This is a genomic window from Bradyrhizobium sp. ORS 375 (assembly GCF_000239775.1).
Taxonomy (GTDB): domain Bacteria; phylum Pseudomonadota; class Alphaproteobacteria; order Rhizobiales; family Xanthobacteraceae; genus Bradyrhizobium.
This window is the reverse complement of record NZ_CAFI01000480.1, coordinates 35,913-53,733: the sequence shown is the minus strand read 5'-3', so window position 1 is coordinate 53,733 and position 17,821 is coordinate 35,913. Positions and strand designations below refer to the sequence as shown.

At 64.1% G+C, this 17,821-nt stretch carries 28 protein-coding genes; 1 reads left to right on the top strand and 27 read right to left on the bottom strand.

Annotation, left to right across the window (positions count from 1 at the left end):
* From BRAO375_RS33430 to rpsL, 27 genes are all read right to left on the bottom strand, one after another.
* On the bottom strand, window positions 1–329 hold a 329-nt coding region (locus tag BRAO375_RS33430), incomplete at its 3' end, for a nucleoside monophosphate kinase (protein ID WP_035643431.1).
* Between the two features lie 88 nt (window positions 330–417).
* Window positions 418–1,749: a preprotein translocase subunit SecY gene (secY, locus tag BRAO375_RS33425; protein WP_009031842.1), complete on the bottom strand. Its 1,332-nt coding sequence runs from the start codon at window positions 1,747–1,749 to the stop codon at window positions 418–420.
* A gap of 157 nt (window positions 1,750–1,906) precedes the next feature.
* On the bottom strand, window positions 1,907–2,392 hold the full coding sequence (rplO, locus tag BRAO375_RS33420) for a 50S ribosomal protein L15 (RefSeq protein ID WP_009031841.1): 486 nt from the start codon (window positions 2,390–2,392) through the stop codon (window positions 1,907–1,909).
* Between the two features lie 11 nt (window positions 2,393–2,403).
* Complete coding sequence (gene rpmD, locus BRAO375_RS33415) at window positions 2,404–2,595, bottom strand: 50S ribosomal protein L30 (RefSeq protein ID WP_006611856.1); 192 nt, start codon at window positions 2,593–2,595, stop codon at window positions 2,404–2,406.
* 45 nt (window positions 2,596–2,640) lie between these two features.
* A complete protein-coding gene (gene rpsE, locus BRAO375_RS33410; protein ID WP_006611855.1) occupies window positions 2,641–3,213 on the bottom strand; it encodes a 30S ribosomal protein S5 in 573 nt (190 codons plus the stop codon).
* 48 nt (window positions 3,214–3,261) lie between these two features.
* Window positions 3,262–3,624 carry a 50S ribosomal protein L18 gene (rplR, locus tag BRAO375_RS33405; RefSeq protein WP_006611854.1) on the bottom strand — a complete coding sequence of 121 codons (363 nt, stop codon included), beginning with the start codon at window positions 3,622–3,624 and terminating at the stop codon, window positions 3,262–3,264.
* Window positions 3,625–3,635: 11 nt separating this feature from the next.
* A complete protein-coding gene (gene rplF / locus BRAO375_RS33400; RefSeq protein WP_008963473.1) occupies window positions 3,636–4,169 on the bottom strand; it encodes a 50S ribosomal protein L6 in 534 nt (177 codons plus the stop codon).
* A gap of 13 nt (window positions 4,170–4,182) precedes the next feature.
* Entirely contained in the window at window positions 4,183–4,581 is a 399-nt protein-coding gene (gene rpsH / locus BRAO375_RS33395; RefSeq protein ID WP_006611852.1) for a 30S ribosomal protein S8, read from the bottom strand.
* A gap of 12 nt (window positions 4,582–4,593) precedes the next feature.
* The gene (gene rpsN / locus BRAO375_RS33390) at window positions 4,594–4,899 is read right to left on the bottom strand and encodes a 30S ribosomal protein S14 (protein ID WP_006611851.1); all 306 of its coding nucleotides are present in this window, start codon (window positions 4,897–4,899) and stop codon (window positions 4,594–4,596) included.
* Window positions 4,900–4,945: 46 nt separating this feature from the next.
* On the bottom strand, window positions 4,946–5,503 hold the full coding sequence (gene rplE, locus BRAO375_RS33385) for a 50S ribosomal protein L5 (RefSeq protein ID WP_006611850.1): 558 nt from the start codon (window positions 5,501–5,503) through the stop codon (window positions 4,946–4,948).
* Complete coding sequence (rplX, locus tag BRAO375_RS33380) at window positions 5,496–5,810, bottom strand: 50S ribosomal protein L24 (RefSeq protein ID WP_006611849.1); 315 nt, start codon at window positions 5,808–5,810, stop codon at window positions 5,496–5,498. Before rplX ends, rplE begins: the two co-directional genes overlap by 8 nt.
* Window positions 5,810–6,178, bottom strand: coding sequence for a 50S ribosomal protein L14 (rplN, locus tag BRAO375_RS33375; protein WP_006611848.1), 369 nt, complete (start codon window positions 6,176–6,178; stop codon window positions 5,810–5,812). Before rplN ends, rplX begins: the two co-directional genes overlap by 1 nt.
* Before the next feature lie 100 nt (window positions 6,179–6,278).
* Entirely contained in the window at window positions 6,279–6,527 is a 249-nt protein-coding gene (rpsQ, locus tag BRAO375_RS33370) for a 30S ribosomal protein S17 (RefSeq protein WP_006611847.1), read from the bottom strand.
* Window positions 6,528–6,537: 10 nt separating this feature from the next.
* Window positions 6,538–6,744 carry a 50S ribosomal protein L29 gene (rpmC, locus tag BRAO375_RS33365; RefSeq protein ID WP_006611846.1) on the bottom strand — a complete coding sequence of 69 codons (207 nt, stop codon included), beginning with the start codon at window positions 6,742–6,744 and terminating at the stop codon, window positions 6,538–6,540.
* 5 nt (window positions 6,745–6,749) lie between these two features.
* A complete protein-coding gene (gene rplP, locus BRAO375_RS33360; protein ID WP_008963467.1) occupies window positions 6,750–7,163 on the bottom strand; it encodes a 50S ribosomal protein L16 in 414 nt (137 codons plus the stop codon).
* Between the two features lie 39 nt (window positions 7,164–7,202).
* Window positions 7,203–7,913: a 30S ribosomal protein S3 gene (rpsC, locus tag BRAO375_RS33355; RefSeq protein WP_006611844.1), complete on the bottom strand. Its 711-nt coding sequence runs from the start codon at window positions 7,911–7,913 to the stop codon at window positions 7,203–7,205.
* A gap of 21 nt (window positions 7,914–7,934) precedes the next feature.
* The gene (gene rplV / locus BRAO375_RS33350) at window positions 7,935–8,315 is read right to left on the bottom strand and encodes a 50S ribosomal protein L22 (protein WP_006611843.1); all 381 of its coding nucleotides are present in this window, start codon (window positions 8,313–8,315) and stop codon (window positions 7,935–7,937) included.
* 10 nt (window positions 8,316–8,325) lie between these two features.
* A complete protein-coding gene (gene rpsS / locus BRAO375_RS33345; RefSeq protein WP_008963465.1) occupies window positions 8,326–8,604 on the bottom strand; it encodes a 30S ribosomal protein S19 in 279 nt (92 codons plus the stop codon).
* 12 nt (window positions 8,605–8,616) lie between these two features.
* On the bottom strand, window positions 8,617–9,450 hold the full coding sequence (gene rplB / locus BRAO375_RS33340; protein WP_008963464.1) for a 50S ribosomal protein L2: 834 nt from the start codon (window positions 9,448–9,450) through the stop codon (window positions 8,617–8,619).
* A gap of 12 nt (window positions 9,451–9,462) precedes the next feature.
* Complete coding sequence (locus tag BRAO375_RS33335; RefSeq protein ID WP_006611840.1) at window positions 9,463–9,762, bottom strand: 50S ribosomal protein L23; 300 nt, start codon at window positions 9,760–9,762, stop codon at window positions 9,463–9,465.
* A complete protein-coding gene (rplD, locus tag BRAO375_RS33330) occupies window positions 9,759–10,379 on the bottom strand; it encodes a 50S ribosomal protein L4 (protein WP_006611839.1) in 621 nt (206 codons plus the stop codon). The genes BRAO375_RS33335 and rplD overlap by 4 nt, the downstream gene beginning before the upstream one ends.
* The gene (rplC, locus tag BRAO375_RS33325; protein WP_006611838.1) at window positions 10,380–11,099 is read right to left on the bottom strand and encodes a 50S ribosomal protein L3; all 720 of its coding nucleotides are present in this window, start codon (window positions 11,097–11,099) and stop codon (window positions 10,380–10,382) included.
* Window positions 11,100–11,156: 57 nt separating this feature from the next.
* Complete coding sequence (gene rpsJ / locus BRAO375_RS33320; protein ID WP_002712302.1) at window positions 11,157–11,465, bottom strand: 30S ribosomal protein S10; 309 nt, start codon at window positions 11,463–11,465, stop codon at window positions 11,157–11,159.
* Between the two features lie 87 nt (window positions 11,466–11,552).
* Window positions 11,553–12,743 carry an elongation factor Tu gene (gene tuf, locus BRAO375_RS33315; protein WP_006611837.1) on the bottom strand — a complete coding sequence of 397 codons (1,191 nt, stop codon included), beginning with the start codon at window positions 12,741–12,743 and terminating at the stop codon, window positions 11,553–11,555.
* 39 nt (window positions 12,744–12,782) lie between these two features.
* Window positions 12,783–14,855, bottom strand: coding sequence for an elongation factor G (gene fusA / locus BRAO375_RS33310; RefSeq protein ID WP_009031839.1), 2,073 nt, complete (start codon window positions 14,853–14,855; stop codon window positions 12,783–12,785).
* Window positions 14,856–14,888: 33 nt separating this feature from the next.
* Entirely contained in the window at window positions 14,889–15,359 is a 471-nt protein-coding gene (gene rpsG / locus BRAO375_RS33305; RefSeq protein WP_006611835.1) for a 30S ribosomal protein S7, read from the bottom strand.
* Window positions 15,360–15,388: 29 nt separating this feature from the next.
* Window positions 15,389–15,760: a 30S ribosomal protein S12 gene (gene rpsL, locus BRAO375_RS33300; RefSeq protein WP_006611834.1), complete on the bottom strand. Its 372-nt coding sequence runs from the start codon at window positions 15,758–15,760 to the stop codon at window positions 15,389–15,391.
* 822 nt (window positions 15,761–16,582) lie between these two features.
* Between rpsL and BRAO375_RS33290 the strand changes: the two genes are divergently transcribed.
* On the top strand, window positions 16,583–17,788 hold the full coding sequence (locus tag BRAO375_RS33290) for an FAD-dependent oxidoreductase (protein ID WP_009031836.1): 1,206 nt from the start codon (window positions 16,583–16,585) through the stop codon (window positions 17,786–17,788).
* The last annotated feature ends 33 nt before the right edge of the window (window positions 17,789–17,821 follow it).

The window sequence follows — 17,821 nt, the reverse complement described above, 5'->3', positions numbered from 1 at the left end:
ACGGCGTCGAGATTCATCTGCTTCTGCTTGAGCAGCGCATCCAGCGCCTCGGCCTGCGGCACTGTGCGCGGGAAGCCGTCCAGGATGAAGCCGTTGGCGGCGTCGGGCTGCTCGATCCGGTCGGCAATGATGCCGACGACGACCTCGTCCGGCACCAGGCCGCCGGCCGCCATGATGTCCTTGGCCTTCAGCCCGATCGGCGTCTGCGCCGCCACCGCGGCGCGCAGCATGTCGCCGGTCGAGAGCTGAACGATGCCGTGCTGCTGAACCAGGCGCTGCGCCTGCGTGCCCTTGCCCGATCCGGGCGGTCCCAAGAGAATGAGTCTCATCTAATTTCCGCCCCCCGGCACACGGTGAGCGATCCTCCCGCACACCTTGTTCTTGGCTTTTTGGTTCCCGGGCCGCGATCCGCCGCTGTCAGCGGCGGCGACCCCGCAGCTTCGACTTCCTGATCAGCCCCTCGTACTGATGGGCGAGCAGATAACCCTGAACCTGCGCCACGGTATCCATCGTAACGCTGACCACGATCAGAAGCGAAGTGCCACCAAAGTAGAACGGGACGGAAGCGTAGGAAATCAGAATTTCCGGGATCAGACACACGATCGCCAGATAGATGGCGCCGAGCACGGTGATCCGGGACAGCACATAATCGATGTATTCCGCAGTGCGCTCACCGGGGCGGATGCCCGGGATGAAGCCGCCATGCTTCTTCAGATTGTCGGCCGTCTCGGTCGGGTTGAACACGATGGCGGTGTAGAAGAAGGCGAAGAACAGGATCAGCGCCAGATAGAGCACCAGGAACAGCGGCCGGCCGTGGCCGAGCTGGGTGGTGATCCACTGGAACCACTCGGGCCCCTTACCGGCGTTGAAGTTGGCGACCGTGGTCGGCAGCAGCAGCAGCGACGAGGCGAAGATCGGCGGAATCACGCCGGAGGTGTTCAGCTTCAGCGGCAGATGCGAGGACTGGCCCTCGAACATCTTGTTGCCGACCTGGCGCTTCGGATACTGGATCAGCAGCCGGCGCTGGGCGCGCTCCATGAACACGATGAAGGCGATCACGGCGACCGCCATGATGATGACGATCAGGATCAGACCGGTCGACAGCGCGCCCTGGCGGCCGAGTTCGAGCATGTTGGCGAGCGCCGACGGCAGCTCAGCGACGATGCCGGACAGGATGATCAGCGAGATGCCGTTGCCGATGCCGCGCGAGGTGATCTGCTCGCCCAGCCACATCAGGAACATGGTTCCGCCGGTCAGCGTGATCGCGGTCGACAGGCGGAAGAACAGGCCGGGATCGGCCACGACGTTGCCGGCGCCCTCCAGGCCCACGGCGATGCCGTAGGACTGCACGGCGGCCAGGATCACCGTCAGGTAGCGGGTATACTGGTTCAGCATCTTGCGGCCGGCCTCGCCCTCTTTCTTGAGGGCTTCGAGCTGCGGCGAGACCGTGGTCAGGAGCTGGATGATGATCGATGCCGAGATGTACGGCATGATGTTCAGAGCGAAGATCGCCATGCGGTGGATGCCGCCGCCGGCGAACATGTTGAACATGCCGAGGATGCCGCCGGCCTGGGTGCGGAACACCGAATCCCAGATGTTCGGGTCGATGCCGGGCAGCGGAATATAGGTGCCGAGGCGGTAGACCAACAGCGCGCCGAGGGTGAACCAGATGCGCTTCTTCAGCTCATCGGCTTTTGCAAGCGCGCCGAAATTGAGGTTTGCCGCAAGTTGTTCCGCTGCTGAGGCCATATCTAGCTTTCTCCCGCCGCCCGTTCTTGACCGCATCAGCCCCGCGAGGGCTCGCGGGGCTTGGGCAGACGTCGGATATTATCTGGTGCGCAGACGCATTCTGTCCATCGCCCTGCCCCGCCAAGCCTGAGCCTGTGGAGGGGCGATGACGCAGAAGTTACGCCGCTTCGCCTTCGTCCTTGGCCGGAGCCAGGAGCTTGACGGTGCCGCCGGCTTTCTCGACCGCCGCGATCGCCGACTTCGAGGCGCCGTGCACCTCGATGTTGATCTTGGCCTTGAGCTCGCCGCGGCCGAGCAGACGCACGCCGTCCTTGGCGCGGCGCAGGGCGCCGGACTTCACCAGGGATTCGGCATTGATCACACTGCCGGCGTCCAGCTTCTTGGCATCGATCGCCTGCTGGATCCGGTCGAGATTGATCTCGACGAAATCGAGCGCGAAGATGTTGTTGAAGCCGCGCTTCGGCAGACGGCGATGCATCGGCATCTGACCGCCCTCGAAGCCCTTGATGCGCACGCCGGAGCGCGCGGTCTGGCCCTTGCCGCCACGGCCGGACGTCTTGCCCTTGCCGGAGCCGATGCCGCGGCCGACGCGCATGCGCTTCTTGCGCGCGCCGGCGTTGTCGGCGATATCGCTGAGCTTCATCGCCCTTCTCCTTACTTCTCGTCGACGATGCGGACGAGATGATGAACCTTGGTGATCATGCCGCGGACCGCCGGCGTATCCGGCAGCTCGGTCACCCGGCCGATCTTGTTGAGCTTCAACCCGATCAGCGTCTCGCGCTGCGAGTGATGCCGGCGGATCGGGCTGCCGATCTGCTCGATCTTGATCGTCTTGGCGCTAGCCATTGTCCTTAACTCCGAGATGCGCCAGCCGGTGGCGGCGCGCGTTCGTTAGTCGGCGGCTGCCTCGGCATCGCCACCGACGCGGCGGGCCTGCAGGGTCGACACCTTGATGTTGCGGCGGGCAGCGACCGAGCGCGGGCTATCCTGGTGCTTCAGCGCGTTGAAGGTCGCGCGCACCATGTTGTACGGGTTGGACGAGCCGATCGACTTCGCCACCACGTCCTGGATGCCCAGCGTCTCGAACACGGCGCGCATCGGGCCGCCGGCGATGATGCCGGTACCGGCCGGAGCCGCACGCAGATAGACGCGGCCCGCACCGTGACGACCGAAGATGTCGTGGTGCAGGGTGCGGCCCTCGCGCAGCGCGACGCGGGTGAGGTTGCGCTTGGCGGAGTCGGTTGCCTTGCGGATCGCCTCCGGCACTTCGCGCGCCTTGCCGTGGCCGAAACCGACCCGGCCCTTCTGATCGCCGATCACGACGAGCGCCGCAAAGCCGAAGCGCTTACCGCCCTTCACGACCTTCGCGACTCGGTTGATGTGGACGAGCTTGTCGACGAACTCGCTGTCGCGCTCCTCGCGCTCCTTGCGATCGCGACCGCCTCGTTCCCGTTCACCTGCCATGGTGCTATCCAATCTTCTGTGGGGCTCTCGCGCCCAAATCCAATGATGTTAGAAGCTCAGCCCGCTCTCGCGCGCCGCGTCGGCCAGGGCCTTGACGCGCCCGTGATAGAGATAGCCGCCGCGATCGAACACGACTTCCTTGATGCCCGCCTTCACCGCGCGCTCGGCGAGCAGCTTGCCCACCGCCTTCGCCGCATCGATGTCGGCACCGGTGTTGCCGGCCGAACGCATCTCCTTCTCCATCGACGACGCCGAGGCGAGCGTCTCGCCCTTCTGATCGTCGATGACCTGAGCGTAGATGTGCTTCGACGAACGGAACACCGACAGACGGGGCCGGCCGCCGGCGGAGCGGCGCAGCGACAGCCTCACGCGCTGCTTGCGCCGGGCATTCGTAACCTTTGCTCTCGACATGTCCGGCTCCGTTACTTCTTCTTGCCTTCCTTGCGGAAGATGAATTCACCCGCGTACTTCACGCCCTTGCCCTTGTAGGGCTCCGGCGGCCGGTAGGCGCGGATTTCGGCGGCCACCTGGCCGACGCGCTGCGGGTCGATGCCCGTGATCGTGATCTCGGTCGGCTTCGGCACGGCGATCGTGATGCCTTCCGGGATCTGGTAGACGACGTCGTGGCTGTAGCCGAGCGCGAGCTGCAGGTTCTTGCCCTGCATCGCGGCGCGGTAGCCGACGCCGGTGATCTCGAGCTTCTTCTCGAAGCCCTTGGTGACGCCCTCGACCAGGTTGGCGATCTGGGCGCGGGCGGTGCCGTAGAGCGAGCGGGCGCGCTTGGTCTCGGCGCGCGGGGCAACCTTGACCTGGCCGTTCTCGAACTTCACCTCGACGTCGTCATGGACGAGGAACTGAAGCTGACCCTTCGGGCCCTTCATCTTGACGGTCTGACCGTCGACGGTGGCGGTCACACCGGACGGCACCGTCACAGGCTTCTTGCCAATTCGTGACATGGCTCAATCCTTCTTAGAACACCGTGAAGAGAACTTCACCGCCGACATTCGCGTCACGCGCGCTATGGTCGGCCATGATTCCCTTCGGCGTCGACAAAACAGAAATTCCGAGCCCGTTGTTCACGCGCGGCAGGTTCTTCACCGAGGTGTAGACGCGCCGGCCGGGCTTGGAGACCCGCTCGATCTCGCGGATGACGGGCTCGCCGTCGAAATACTTCAGCTCGATCTCGATCTCGCTGCGGCCCGACGGATGCTCCATGGTGGCATAGCCACGGATGTAGCCCTCGGACTTCAGCACCTCGAGCACGCTGGCGCGCATCTTCGAGCCGGGGGTCGTGACCTTCGACTTCGAGCGCATCTGCGCGTTGCGGATGCGGGTGATCAGATCGCTGATGGGATCGTGCGTTGACATGTTCGACCCTCCTTACCAGCTCGACTTCACGAGGCCCGGAACCAGGCCCTTGGAGCCGAGCTCGCGAAGCGCGATGCGGCTCAGCTTGTTCTTGCGGTAGTTCGACCGCGGACGGCCCGTCAGCTCGCACCGGTTGCGGATGCGGGTGGTCGACGAGTTGCGCGGCATTTCGGCCAGCTTCAGGGTCGCGGCGAAGCGCTCCTCCATCGGCTTTTCCTTGTCGGCGATGATCGCCTTCAACCGGGCGCGCTTCGGAGCGGCGTTCTTCGCCATCTTCTTGCGCCGGTTGTTCTTCTCGACTGAACTCTTCTTTGCCATGCTTGGCTCCTGGGTATCCGCGTTTGAGAAGCTAGAAGTCAGCTGCTCACTGCCGGAACGGGAAATTGAATGCGGTCAGAAGGGCACGGGCCTCGTCGTCGGTCGTCGCGGTGGTGCACACCGTGATGTCCATGCCCCAGCTCTCCCCGGCCTTGTCGAAATCGATCTCGGGGAAAATGATGTGCTCCTTGATGCCGAGCGAGTAGTTGCCGCGGCCGTCGAAGCTCTTCGGGTTCAGGCCGCGGAAGTCGCGGACGCGCGGCAGCGCGACGTTGATCAGGCGGTCGATGAACTCGTACATCTTGGCCTTGCGCAGCGTGACCTTGCAGCCGATCGGCTGGTTCTCACGCAGCTTGAAGGTCGCGATGGCGACGCGCGAATAGGTCACGACGGCCTTCTGACCGGCGATCAGCGACAGGTCGGCCGCCGCCGTCTCCGCCTTCTTGCGGTCGTTGACGGCCTCGCCGATGCCCATGTTCAGCACGACCTTGTCGAGCCGCGGCACCTGCATGACGTTGGCGTAGCCGAACTTCTCGGTCAGCGCGCTCTTGATCTTGCGGTCGTATTCCGTGCGGAGGCGCGGGGTGTAAGCGGTCTCAGCCATCGATCTCAACTCCCGAGCTCTTGGCAACGCGGACCTTCTTGCCGTCCGCCTGAATCTTGAATCCGATGCGCGTCGGCTTGCCGTCCTTGCCGACGTAGGCGACGTTGGACAGGTTGATCGGCGCTTCCTTGGTGATGATGCCGCCCTCCTGGTTCTGCGTCTGCTTCTGGTGACGCTTCACCAGGTTGATACCGCGCACCAGCGCCGTGCCGGCGTCCGGACGCACCTCGAACACCTCGCCGGTGCGACCCTTGTCGCGACCGGTCAGGACGATCACCTTGTCGCCCTTGCGGATCTTGGCAGCCATCACAGCACCTCCGGCGCGAGCGAAATGATCTTCATGTGGTTCTTGGCGCGCAGCTCGCGCGGCACCGGCCCGAAGATACGGGTGCCGACCGGCTCGGACTGGTTGTTGATCAGGACGGCGGCGTTGCGGTCGAAGCGGATCACCGAGCCGTCGGCGCGGCGGATGTCCTTGCGGACGCGCACCACGACGGCCTTCATGACGTCGCCCTTCTTCACCTTGCCACGCGGAATGGCTTCCTTGATCGACACCACGATGATGTCGCCGACGGTGGCATAGCGGCGCTTCGAGCCGCCCAGCACCTTGATACACATAACACGGCGTGCGCCGGAATTATCGGCCACGTCGAGGTTGGTCTGCATCTGAATCATTGATGCACCTCGTCCTCTTCATCTGCTGCGCAGGAAAGCTGCGCCTTTTATGATCCCGAAAGCGAAACCGGCCCCTTCGATCAGGGCCGCGTCACGCGCCTCAGGCGGTTTTCTTGTGCTCGCCGCGGACCACGGTCCAGCGCTTGAGCTTGGAGATCGGCTTGCTCTCCTCGATCCAGACCATGTCGCCCGGCTTGAACTCGTTGCTCTCGTCGTGAGCATGGTAGTTCTTCGAGCGGCGGATGGTCTTCTTGTAGATCGGGTGGGTGAAGCGCCGGTCGACGCGCACGACCACGGTCTTGGCCTGCTTGTCGCTGACGACCACGCCCTGGAGGGTCCGTTTCGGCATGTCGAGCCTCTTACTTCGTCTTGGCGCGCTGCTGCGCGGCGATGGTCTTGATACGGGCGATGTCGCGGCGCGCCTCACGCAGGCGGGCGGTGTTCTCGAGCTGCCCGGTGGCGCGCTGGAAGCGCAGGTTGAAGCGCTCCTTCTTCAGATTGACGATCGCATCGTCCATCTGGTCGGGGCTCATCGCGCGAATGTCGGCAATCTTCATCTCGGCCATGACCATTACTCCGCAATGCGTTCGACGAAGCGCGTCTTGATCGGCAGCTTGGCAGCGGCCAGCAGCAGCGCCTCGCGGGCGATCTGGTTGCTGACGCCGTCGATCTCGAACATCACCCGGCCCGGCTTGACGCGAGCCACCCACAATTCCGGCGAACCCTTGCCGGAGCCCATGCGGACTTCGGCCGGCTTCTTCGACACCGGCAGATCCGGGAACACCCGGATCCAGACGCGGCCGGCGCGCTTCATATGACGGGTCAGCGCACGACGGGCGGCCTCGATCTGGCGCGCGGTGACGCGATCCGGCTCCATCGCCTTCAGCCCGAACTGGCCGAAGGCCAGCGTCGCGCCCGACGACGCAACGCCGTGGATACGGCCCTTATGCGCCTTTCGGAACTTGGTCTTCTTTGGTTGCATCATGGCTTTGAGCCCTCAAACCTGTCTGTCGCGGCTGATCGATCAGGCCGCGTCGCGGCGCGAACGCGGCGACGGGCTTTCGCCACCACCCTCGTTCATCCGCTTGTCCTGTGCCATCGGATCGTGCTCGAGGATCTCGCCCTTGAAGATCCAGACCTTCACGCCGCAGGTGCCGAAGGTCGTGAACGCGGTGGCCACACCGTAGTCGATGTCGGCGCGCAGCGTGTGCAGCGGCACCCGGCCCTCGCGATACCACTCCATGCGGGCGATTTCCGCGCCGCCCAGACGGCCCGAGCAGTTGATGCGGATGCCCTCGGCGCCGAGACGCATCGCCGACTGCACGGCGCGCTTCATGGCACGGCGGAACGCGACGCGGCGCTCGAGCTGCTGCGCGATCGATTCGGCGACCAGCGTGGCATCGAGCTCCGGCTTGCGGATCTCGACGATGTTGATGACGACGTCCGACGAAGTGATGTCGGCGACGCGCTTGCGCAGCTTGTCGATGTCGGCGCCCTTCTTGCCGATCACGACGCCCGGACGGGCCGAGTGGATCGTGACGCGGCACTTCTTGTGCGGACGCTCGATCACGATGCGGGCGACGGCCGCCTGCTTGAGCTCCTTGTGCAGGATCTCGCGAATCTTGACGTCTTCATGCAGCAGCTTGCCATACTCGGCCTTGCCGGCGAACCAGCGCGAATCCCAGGTCCGGTTGATGCCGAGACGCAGACCGATCGGATTGATCTTTTGACCCATCGTATTCTCCCAGCGCCCGGTTTAAGCGCTCGCCTCGACCTGACGAACAATGATCGTCAGCTGCGAAAACGGTTTGAAAACTCGGCCCGAACGGCCACGGCCGCGCGGCGAGAAACGCTTCATCACGATTCCCTTGCCGACGAAAGCCTGCGAGACGACGAGATCGTCGACCTCGAGCTCGTGGTTGTTCTCGGCATTGGCGATCGCCGATTCCAGGCACTTCTTGACGTCGACCGCAATCCGCTTGCGCGAGAACTGCAGGTCGGCGAGGGCTGCCGACGCCTTGCGGCCGCGGATCATCTGCGCCACCAGGTTCAGCTTCTGCGGGCTCACCCGAAGCATCCGGGCCACAGCCTTGGCCTCGTTGTCGGGGAGGCTCCGTTCGCGCTTTGGTTTGCTCATCGCTTAATCCTCAAGCCTTCTTGGCTTTCTTATCGCCCGAATGGCCGTGGAAGGTGCGGGTCGGCGAGAACTCGCCGAACTTGTGGCCAACCATTTCCTCGTTGACCGCGACCGGCACGTGCTTCTGGCCGTTGTAGACGCCGAACGTCAGGCCGACGAACTGCGGCAGGATGGTCGAGCGGCGGCTCCAGATCTTGATGACGTCGTGACGGCCGGACGCGCGCGCCGCATCTGCCTTCTTGAGCAGCGACGCCTCGACGAACGGGCCTTTCCAGACTGAACGAACCATGTCCGTCGTTCCTTACTTCTTCCGCTTGTGGCGGCTCAAGAGAATGAATTTGTCGGTCGACTTGTTGGTGCGGGTCTTCTTGCCCTTGGTGGGCTTGCCCCACGGAGTGACCGGGTGACGACCGCCCGAGGTACGGCCTTCGCCGCCGCCGTGCGGATGGTCGATCGGGTTCATCGCGACACCGCGGTTGTGCGGGCGACGGCCCATCCAACGCTTGCGGCCGGCCTTACCGATCGAGGTGTTCATGTGATCCGGATTCGACACCGCACCGATGGTGCCGCGGCAACGGCCATGCACCAGACGCTGCTCGCCCGAGTTCAGGCGGACGATGACGTAGTCCTGGTCGCGGCCGACGATCTGGGCGTAGGTGCCGGCCGAACGCGCGAGCTGGCCGCCCTTCCCGATCTTGACCTCGATGTTGTGCACGATCGTGCCCACCGGCATGTTGCCGAGCGGCATGACGTTGCCCGGCTTCACGTCGACATAGTTGCCGGCGACGATGGTGTCGCCGACTGCCAGGCGCTGCGGCGCCAGGATGTAGGCGAGCTCGCCGTCCTGATACTTGACCAGGGCGATGAAGGCGGTGCGGTTCGGATCATACTCCAGGCGCTCGACGGTCGCGGGAACGTCGACCTTGTCGCGCTTGAAGTCGACCGTGCGGTACGACTGCTTGTGGCCGCCGCCGAGGAAGCGAACCGTGATGCGGCCGGTGTTGTTACGACCGCCGCTCGACAGCTTGCCTTCGGTCAGCGCCTTGACCGGCTTGCCCTTGTACAGGGCCGAACGATCGACCATGACCAGCTGGCGCTGGCCCGGCGTCGTGGGGTTGAATGTCTTCAGTGCCATGGCAGCTCAGCCTTACAGTCCGGTGGTCACGTCGATGCGGTGGCCCTCTTCGAGGGTCACGATCGCGCGCTTGCTGTCCGATTGCGAACCGAAATTGCCGCGAAACACCTTGGTCTTGCCCTTGCGGACGAGCGTGTTCACGCTCTTGACCTTGACGTCGAACAGCTTCTCGATCGCTTCCTTGATCTGCGGCTTGGTCGCCTTGGCGGCCACCTTGAACAGAACCTTGTTCTGCTCGGAGGCAAAGGTCGCCTTCTCGGTCACGACCGGCGCGATGATGATGTCGTAGTGGCGCGGATCGATGGTCTTCATTTGAAGCGCGCCTCCAGCGCATCGATCGCCGCCTTGGTCAGAACGAGCTTCTGCCGGCGGAGAATGTCGTAGACGTTGATGCCCTGGATCGGCAGCACGTCCAGGTTCGGGATGTTGCGGGCCGCAGCGGCAAAGCCGTTGTGCAGCTCGGCACCGTCGATGATCAGCGCGTTGGTCAGGCCGAGACCCGAGAAGTGGCCGATCAGCGCCTTGGTCTTCGCCGCCTCGAGAGTGGCGTTCTCCAAGACGACCAGATCACCGTCCTTGGCCTTGGCCGACAGCGCATGCTTGAGCGCGAGCGCACGGACCTTCTTCGGCAGGTCGGTCGCATGCGAGCGCACGACCGGACCGAATGCGCGGCCGCCGCCACGGAACTGCGGCACGCGGGCCGAGCCGTGACGAGCACCGCCGGTGCCCTTCTGCTTGTACATCTTCTTGCCGGTGCGCCAGATCTCGGCGCGGCCCTTGGCCTTGTGGGTGCCGGCCTGGCGCTTGTTGAGCTGCCACTGGACGCAGCGCTGGATGATGTCGGCGCGCGGCTCCAGACCGAAGATGGCGTCGGACAGCTGGACGGAGCCGGCTTCCTTGCCCTCGAGCGTGGTGACTTTCAGTTCCATTTATGCGCCCTCCTGCACGGCCGGCGCTTCGGCAGCCTGCTCACCCGCGACCTTGAACTTGCCGGGCTTCGGCGCTTCCTTCGGCAGCGGCTTCTTCACGGCGTCGCGCACCGAGATCCAGCCACCCTTGGAGCCGGGCACCGCGCCTTCGACCAGGATCAGGCCGCGCTCGACGTCCGTCTGCACCACACGCAGGTTCAGCGTGGTGATGCGGTCGACACCCATGTGACCGGGCATCTTCTTGTTCTTCCAGGTCTTGCCGGGGTCCTGACGGCCGCCGGTCGAACCGATCGAACGGTGCGAGATCGACACACCGTGCGTGGCGCGCAGACCGCCGAAGTTCCAGCGCTTCATGCCGCCGGCGAAGCCCTTACCGACCGAGGTGCCGGTGACGTCGACGAACTGGCCGACGACGAAGTGATCGGCCTGGATCTCGGCGCCGACCGGGATCAGCGAGTCCTCGCTGACGCGGAATTCGGCGAGCTTGCGCTTCGGCTCGACCTTGGCGACCGCGAACTGGCCGCGCTCCGCCTTCGGCATGTAGACCGTCTTGCGGCTGCCGCTGCCGAGCTGCAGCGCGACATAGCCGTTCTTCTCAGTGGTGCGGTGACCGACCACCTGGCAATTGCCGAGCTTCAGCACGGTCACGGGGATATGCTCGCCGGTCTCCGTAAAGACCCGCGTCATCCCGACCTTTTGTGCGATCACTCCGGAGCGCATCGGCGTGCTTCCTGTTCTTCTCTATGTCCGCGATGGGGCGAACGTGAATCCAAAAACTTAGAGCTTGATCTCGACGTCGACGCCGGCGGCCAGATCGAGCTTCATGAGAGCATCGACGGTCTGCGGGGTCGGATCGACGATGTCGAGGAGACGCTTGTGGGTGCGCATCTCGAACTGCTCGCGGCTCTTCTTGTCGACGTGCGGCGAACGGTTGACGGTGAACTTCTCGATGCGGGTCGGCAGCGGAATGGGTCCGCGAACCTGCGCGCCGGTCCGTTTCGCCGTGTTGACGATCTCGCGCGTCGACGTATCGAGGATACGATGGTCAAACGCCTTGAGACGGATGCGGATATTTTGGCCGTTCATTGCCGTATCTTTCTTTGAGTAGTGAGTGGCGAGTAGCGAACGGCGAATGGATCACCATTCGCCACCCGCCATTCCCTATTCGTGTTGTTACTCGATGATCGAGGCGACGACGCCGGCGCCGACGGTGCGGCCGCCTTCACGGATGGCGAAGCGCAGCTTCTCTTCCATCGCGATCGGCACGATCAGGTGCACTTCCATCGCGATGTTGTCGCCCGGCATCACCATCTCGGTGCCTTCCGGCAGGTGAACGACGCCGGTCACGTCGGTCGTGCGGAAGTAGAACTGCGGACGGTAGTTGGTGAAGAACGGAGTGTGACGGCCGCCCTCTTCCTTGGTGAGGATGTACGCCTCAGCCTTGAACTTGGTGTGCGGCTTGACCGAACCCGGCTTGCAGAGAACCTGGCCGCGCTCGACGTCCTCGCGCTTGGTGCCGCGGAGCAGCGCGCCGATGTTGTCGCCGGCCTGGCCCTGATCGAGCAGCTTGCGGAACATTTCGACGCCGGTGACGGTGGTCTTCTGGGTCGGACGGATGCCGACGATCTCGATTTCCTCACCGACCTTGATGATGCCGCGCTCGACACGGCCGGTCACCACGGTGCCGCGGCCCGAGATCGAGAACACGTCTTCGACCGGCATCAGGAAGGGCTGGTCGATCGGACGCTCCGGCTGCGGAATGTACTCGTCGACATTGCGCATCAGCTCGAGGATGGCGTCGTGGCCGAGCTTCTTGTCCGAATCTTCCAGAGCGGCCAGCGCCGAGCCCTTGATGATCGGGATCTTGTCGCCCGGGAATTCGTACTTCGAGAGCAGCTCGCGAACCTCGAGCTCGACCAGCTCGAGCAGCTCCGGATCGTCGACCATGTCGCACTTGTTCAGGAACACGACCAGCGCCGGAACGCCGACCTGACGGGCGAGCAGGATGTGCTCGCGGGTTTGCGGCATCGGGCCGTCAGCGGCCGACACGACCAGGATCGCGCCGTCCATCTGGGCGGCGCCGGTGATCATGTTCTTCACGTAGTCGGCGTGGCCGGGGCAGTCGACGTGCGCGTAGTGGCGGTTCTTGGTCTCGTACTCGACGTGCGCGGTCGAGATGGTGATGCCGCGGGCCTTCTCTTCCGGCGCCTTGTCGATCTGGTCGTAGGCAGTGAACGTCGCACCGCCCGTCTCGGCCAGGATCTTGGTGATTGCAGCGGTCAGCGAGGTCTTGCCGTGGTCGACGTGACCGATGGTGCCGATGTTGCAGTGGGGCTTGTTACGTTCAAACTTAGCTTTGGCCATTTGACTCTCCGTTCAGTCGCTAACTTGAGCTAACGACAATCAGGCAAACTTCTTCTGGACTTCAGCCGACACGTTGGCCGGCGCTTCAGCGTAGTGCGAGAACTGCATCGTGAAGGTCGCGCGACCCTGGCTCATCGAGCGCAGATTGTTCACGTAACCGAACATGTTCATGAGCGGCACCATCGCGTTGATGACGTTGGCGTTGCCGCGCATGTCCTGGCCCTGGATCTGGCCACGACGCGAGTTCAGGTCGCCGATGACCGAACCGGTGTAGTCTTCCGGGGTCACGACCTCGACCTTCATGATCGGCTCGAGCAGAACCGACTTGCCCTTCTGCAGCGCCTCGCGGAAAGCCGCGCGGGAGGCGATTTCGAAGGCCAGCGCCGACGAGTCGACGTCGTGATACTTGCCGTCGACCAGCGCCACCTTGACGTCGACCACCGGGAAGCCGGCGACCACGCCCGCGCCGAGCACGCTCTCGATGCCCTTTTCGACGCCGGGGATGTATTCCTTCGGAACCGCACCGCCGACGATCTTGGACTCGAACACGTAGCCACCGCCCGGCTCGTTCGGCTCGACCACGAGGCTCACGGCCGCGAACTGGCCGGTGCCGCCGGTCTGCTTCTTGTGGGTGTAGTCCACATTGGCCGGCTTGGTGATGCGCTCACGGAACGCCACCTGCGGCGCGCCGATGTTCGCATCGACCTTGTAGGTGCGCTTCAGGATGTCGACCTTGATGTCGAGATGGAGTTCGCCCATGCCCTTGAGGATGGTCTGGCCCGACTCGTGATCGGTCGACACACGGAAGGACGGATCCTCCGCGGCGAGCTTCGCCAGCGCGACGCCGAGCTTCTCCTGGTCGGCCTTCGACTTCGGCTCGATCGCGATCTCGATGACCGGCTCCGGGAATTCCATCTTTTCCAGGATCACCTGGTTGTTCGGATCGCACAGCGTGTCACCGGTGCGGGCTTCCTTGAGGCCGGCGAGAGCGACGATGTCGCCCGCATAGGCCTCCTTGATGTCCTCGCGGTTGTTCGCATGCATCAGCAGCATGCGGCCGATGCGTTCCTTCTTCTCGCGGGTCGAGTTCACGACGCCGGTGCCCGAGGTCAGGATGCCCGAATAGATGCGGCAGAAAGTGATCGTGCCGACGAACGGGTCGTCCATGATCTTGAACGCGAGCAGCGACAGCGGCTCCTTGTCGTCCGCCTTGCGCACGACCTCGTTGCCCCGGTCATCGGTGCCCTTGATCGCGGGAACGTCGAGCGGCGAGGGCAGATAGTCGACGACCGCGTCGAGCAGCGGCTGCACGCCCTTGTTCTTGAAGGCCGAGCCGCACAGCACCGGATAGAAGGCACCGGTCAGCACCGCCTTGCGGATCAGCTTCTTCAGCGTCGTCTCGTCCGGCTCCTTGCCGTCCAGGAACGCGGTCAGCGCATCGTCATCGAGCTCGACAGCGGCTTCCACCAGCTTCTCGCGATATTCCTTGGCCTGGTCGGCCAGGTCAGCCGGGATCTCGACATGGTCGAACTTCGCGCCGAGCGATTCGTCGTTCCAGACGATCGCCTTCATGGTCACGAGGTCGATGCAGCCCTTGAAGTTGTTCTCGGCGCCGATCGGCAGCTGGATGGCAACCGGCTTCGCGCCCAGGCGGTCGACGATGTCGGCCAGGCACTTGAAGAAGTCGGCACCGGTCTTGTCCATCTTGTTGGCGAAGACGATGCGCGGCACCTTGTACTTGTCGCCCTGGCGCCAGACGGTCTCGGTCTGCGGCTCGACGCCCTGGTTGGAGTCGAGCACGCACACCGCGCCGTCGAGCACGCGGAGCGAACGCTCGACCTCGATGGTGAAGTCGACGTGGCCGGGGGTGTCGATGATGTTCAGGCGCTTGCCGTTCCAGAACGCGGTGGTGGCAGCGGAAGTGATCGTGATGCCACGCTCCTGCTCCTGCTCCATCCAGTCCATCGTCGCGGCACCTTCGTGCACTTCGCCGATCTTGTGGCTCTTGCCGGTGTAATACAGGATGCGCTCGGTCGTCGTCGTCTTACCGGCGTCGATATGCGCCATGATACCGAAGTTACGATAGTCTTCGATGGCGTGTTGGCGGGGCATGGATCTGTTCCCTGATTTCCGTTCGGGCCGCTGTTACCAGCGGTAGTGCGAGAAGGCGCGGTTGGCTTCCGCCATCCGGTGCACGTCTTCACGCTTCTTCACGGCGTTACCCCGGTTGTTCGAGGCATCGAGCAGTTCCGCCGAAAGCCGCTCGGTCATGGTCTTCTCGTTGCGGTCGCGCGCCGCCGAGATCAGCCAGCGAATGCCCAGCGCCTGCCGGCGGGTGGAACGGACTTCGACCGGCACCTGGTACGTCGCACCACCGACGCGGCGCGAGCGCACTTCGATCGTCGGCATGACGTTTTCCAGCGCCTGCTCGAACACCGTCAGCGGGCTCTGCTTGGTCTTGGCCTCGATGATGCCGAACGCGCCGTAGACGATTCCTTCGGCGACCGACTTCTTGCCGGCGTACATCACCGAGTTCATGAACTTGGTGACGATGATGTTCCCGAACTTCGGATCCGGAAGCACTTCACGCTTTTCGGCTGAATGGCGACGCGACATGTGATCTGTTCCCGCTTCTCTCGAACGTCTTACTTCGGACGCTTCGCGCCGTACTTCGAACGACGCTGCTTACGGTTCTTGACGCCCTGGGTATCCAGCACGCCGCGGAGGATGTGGTAGCGCACGCCCGGCAAGTCCTTGACGCGGCCGCCGCGGATCATGACCACCGAGTGCTCCTGCAGGTTATGGCCTTCACCCGGGATGTAGCCGATCACCTCGAAGCCGTTGGTCAGGCGCACCTTGGCGACCTTACGGAGCGCCGAGTTCGGCTTCTTCGGGGTCGTGGTGTAGACGCGCGTGCAAACGCCACGCTTCTGCGGCGACTGCTGCAGCGCCGGCACCTTCTTGCGCGACTTCTGCACTTCGCGCGGATTTGCGATCAGCTGGTTGATCGTCGGCATCTTGGCCTTCACCCTTCTCAACGTTCGCACGGAAGCCACCAGGGATTTCCGCAAATTCTGTTCGAGGTTCCCCGCCTCACCCGGGCCGCATCGCGCGAAAACCCGCGCAAAACGAAATCGCGCCAACCGTTCATCGCTGAACGGAAAGCGCTTGACGCCACAGAGGACCGCGATCACCCTCCCTCCAGCTTGCGCTGAAGGCGGCTACCGAGGTCATGCATCCGAAATTGGTCTCAAGAGAACGAGCTCGAGAGATCTAAAATCGTTCTGGCATTGCCTAGCTATGATCGACAGCGTTTGAGCGGCATTCGTCGAGGTTGGTGCCCATTCTGCCCTGTTGAGGGCGGTCCGGGTGATCCGTACCGACGCTGGCGAAGCTCACCGCCTGTCGTTGAGTGCCGGCCTTTTATAAGCGGTAAATGCCCAAGTCAAGCAAAACGACGCCGCAGGACGCGCAAACCAGCCGTTTCTATGTCGATGCCGGGCTCGCAGAAGCCGCGCTACCCGGTCAAGACCGGCAGAGCTTACCTATTCATTCAAGCTCAGCCGCCAAGCCTCTGACGATGTTGGGAGATTCATGCCGTCGGTTGGCCAAAGCGGTCGCCGGCAGGATGACAGCCTGCCCACCGTCTCGCCGCGAGCGAAATCGCCCGACGGTGGGCACGGCGCCATCGCCAACTCGGGAGCGGAGGGCACGGCGGCGCCTTTGCCCACCTATCGCCTCGCCGATTCTCCGTTCACCCTCCGCAACAGTCTGAAACATGCCGGCTAAGGCTTTGTTCGGGTTTCGGAGCCAAGGATGGCGCTTCGACGAGGCGCTTGATGCCCCATTATACCGACATTGCGATTATTGGCGGCGGGCTGGCCGGCTCGATCACGGCCGGCATGCTCGGACGTGCCGGGATCGCGGCGATTCTGGTCGATCCCCACGAGATTTATCCGCCGGACTTCCGAATCGAGAAGATCTCCGGCGCCGAGCAGATCGGGCGGTTCCGACGCACCGGGACTGCCGACAAGGCGCTGCATCGGGCGACGCTGGCGGCCGAGAACTGGATCGCCCGATTCGGCTATGTGCTCGACCGGGCCCCGGTCCATCAATACGGCATTCTCTACGACGCGCTGGTCGCGGCCGTCCGCGAGGAGATTCCAGATTCTGTCCTGCGAATCGTTGGCAAAGCGGTGGCGATCACGCTGAGCGACGATCGCCAATCGGTCATGCTCTCCAACGGCGAGACGATCTCCGCCCGGCTGGTCGTGCTCGCCAATGGGCTGAACGTCGGCCTGCGGCATCAACTGGGAATCACCCGCACCATCACCAGCCCCGCCCATTCGATCTCGGTCGGTTTCGATCTGGAGCCGGTTGGCCGTCCGGCCTTCCCGTTCCCGGCGATGACCTATTTCCAGGAGCGAGCCAGCGCCCGCGTGCCCTACGTCACCCTGTTCCCGATCGGCGAGCGGATGCGGGCGAACCTGTTCGCCTATCGCGAGGTCGACGATCCCTGGCTGCGATCAATCCGGCACAAGCCGGTCGAGACCCTGGACGCCGCCCTGCCCGGCCTCCGGCGGATCACCGGCGACTATGCCGTCACAGGCGAGGTCAAGGTCCGGCCGGCCGACCTCGTCGTCAACAGCGGCACCCGCATGCCCGGCGTGGTGCTGGTCGGCGATGCCTTCTGCACCACCTGCCCGGTCACCGGTACCGGGTCCGACAAGCTGTTCACGGATGTCGAGCGCCTCTGCAACGTCCACATCCCCCGCTGGCTGGCGACCGACGGCATGAGCGAAGGCAAGATCGCCGCGTTCTACGACGATCCGCTGAAGACCGCCTGCGATGCGTGGTCGCTCGACAAGGCCTGGCGCTTCCGCGAGGTCTCGACCGGCACCGGGCCGTATTGGCTGGCGCAGCGCTGGGCGAGATTCGCGTTCTCGCTTGGCCGCGGGCTACGGCACCGGATCGCCAGCAGGGAGACGAACTCTCGAAGCCCGGATGAGCGCAGCGACATCCGGGGTCTCACGCAAGGCTCATGAGACCCTGCATATTGCTGCGCCCGTGCGGGCTAC

Coding starts and splice junctions, on each gene's coding strand:
- rpsN (WP_006611851.1), bottom strand. CDS start 4,899: ATGGCAAAGAAGAGTTCAGTCGAGAAGAACAACCGGCGCAAGAAGATG.
- rplF (WP_008963473.1), bottom strand. CDS start 4,169: ATGTCACGAATTGGCAAGAAGCCTGTGACGGTGCCGTCCGGTGTGACC.
- rplD (WP_006611839.1), bottom strand. CDS start 10,379: ATGGAACTGAAAGTCACCACGCTCGAGGGCAAGGAAGCCGGCTCCGTC.
- rpsQ (WP_006611847.1), bottom strand. CDS start 6,527: ATGCCGAAACGGACCCTCCAGGGCGTGGTCGTCAGCGACAAGCAGGCC.
- rpsG (WP_006611835.1), bottom strand. CDS start 15,359: ATGTCGCGTCGCCATTCAGCCGAAAAGCGTGAAGTGCTTCCGGATCCG.
- tuf (WP_006611837.1), bottom strand. CDS start 12,743: ATGGCCAAAGCTAAGTTTGAACGTAACAAGCCCCACTGCAACATCGGC.
- rpsH (WP_006611852.1), bottom strand. CDS start 4,581: ATGTCAACGCACGATCCCATCAGCGATCTGATCACCCGCATCCGCAAC.
- fusA (WP_009031839.1), bottom strand. CDS start 14,855: ATGCCCCGCCAACACGCCATCGAAGACTATCGTAACTTCGGTATCATG.
- rplN (WP_006611848.1), bottom strand. CDS start 6,178: ATGATTCAGATGCAGACCAACCTCGACGTGGCCGATAATTCCGGCGCA.
- rpsJ (WP_002712302.1), bottom strand. CDS start 11,465: ATGAACGGCCAAAATATCCGCATCCGTCTCAAGGCGTTTGACCATCGT.
- rplO (WP_009031841.1), bottom strand. CDS start 2,392: ATGAAGCTCAGCGATATCGCCGACAACGCCGGCGCGCGCAAGAAGCGC.
- BRAO375_RS33335 (WP_006611840.1), bottom strand. CDS start 9,762: ATGAAGACCATCGATCCGCGCCACTACGACATCATCATCGCGCCGGTC.
- rpsE (WP_006611855.1), bottom strand. CDS start 3,213: ATGGCAGGTGAACGGGAACGAGGCGGTCGCGATCGCAAGGAGCGCGAG.
- rplP (WP_008963467.1), bottom strand. CDS start 7,163: ATGATGCAACCAAAGAAGACCAAGTTCCGAAAGGCGCATAAGGGCCGT.
- BRAO375_RS33290 (WP_009031836.1), top strand. CDS start 16,583: ATGCCCCATTATACCGACATTGCGATTATTGGCGGCGGGCTGGCCGGC.
- rpsL (WP_006611834.1), bottom strand. CDS start 15,760: ATGCCGACGATCAACCAGCTGATCGCAAATCCGCGCGAAGTGCAGAAG.
- rplC (WP_006611838.1), bottom strand. CDS start 11,099: ATGCGCTCCGGAGTGATCGCACAAAAGGTCGGGATGACGCGGGTCTTT.
- rpsS (WP_008963465.1), bottom strand. CDS start 8,604: ATGGTTCGTTCAGTCTGGAAAGGCCCGTTCGTCGAGGCGTCGCTGCTC.
- rpmC (WP_006611846.1), bottom strand. CDS start 6,744: ATGGCCGAGATGAAGATTGCCGACATTCGCGCGATGAGCCCCGACCAG.
- rpsC (WP_006611844.1), bottom strand. CDS start 7,913: ATGGGTCAAAAGATCAATCCGATCGGTCTGCGTCTCGGCATCAACCGG.
- rplV (WP_006611843.1), bottom strand. CDS start 8,315: ATGAGCAAACCAAAGCGCGAACGGAGCCTCCCCGACAACGAGGCCAAG.
- rpmD (WP_006611856.1), bottom strand. CDS start 2,595: ATGGCTAGCGCCAAGACGATCAAGATCGAGCAGATCGGCAGCCCGATC.
- rplR (WP_006611854.1), bottom strand. CDS start 3,624: ATGTCGAGAGCAAAGGTTACGAATGCCCGGCGCAAGCAGCGCGTGAGG.
- rplE (WP_006611850.1), bottom strand. CDS start 5,503: ATGGCTGAGACCGCTTACACCCCGCGCCTCCGCACGGAATACGACCGC.
- secY (WP_009031842.1), bottom strand. CDS start 1,749: ATGGCCTCAGCAGCGGAACAACTTGCGGCAAACCTCAATTTCGGCGCG.
- rplB (WP_008963464.1), bottom strand. CDS start 9,450: ATGGCACTGAAGACATTCAACCCCACGACGCCGGGCCAGCGCCAGCTG.
- rplX (WP_006611849.1), bottom strand. CDS start 5,810: ATGGCTGCCAAGATCCGCAAGGGCGACAAGGTGATCGTCCTGACCGGT.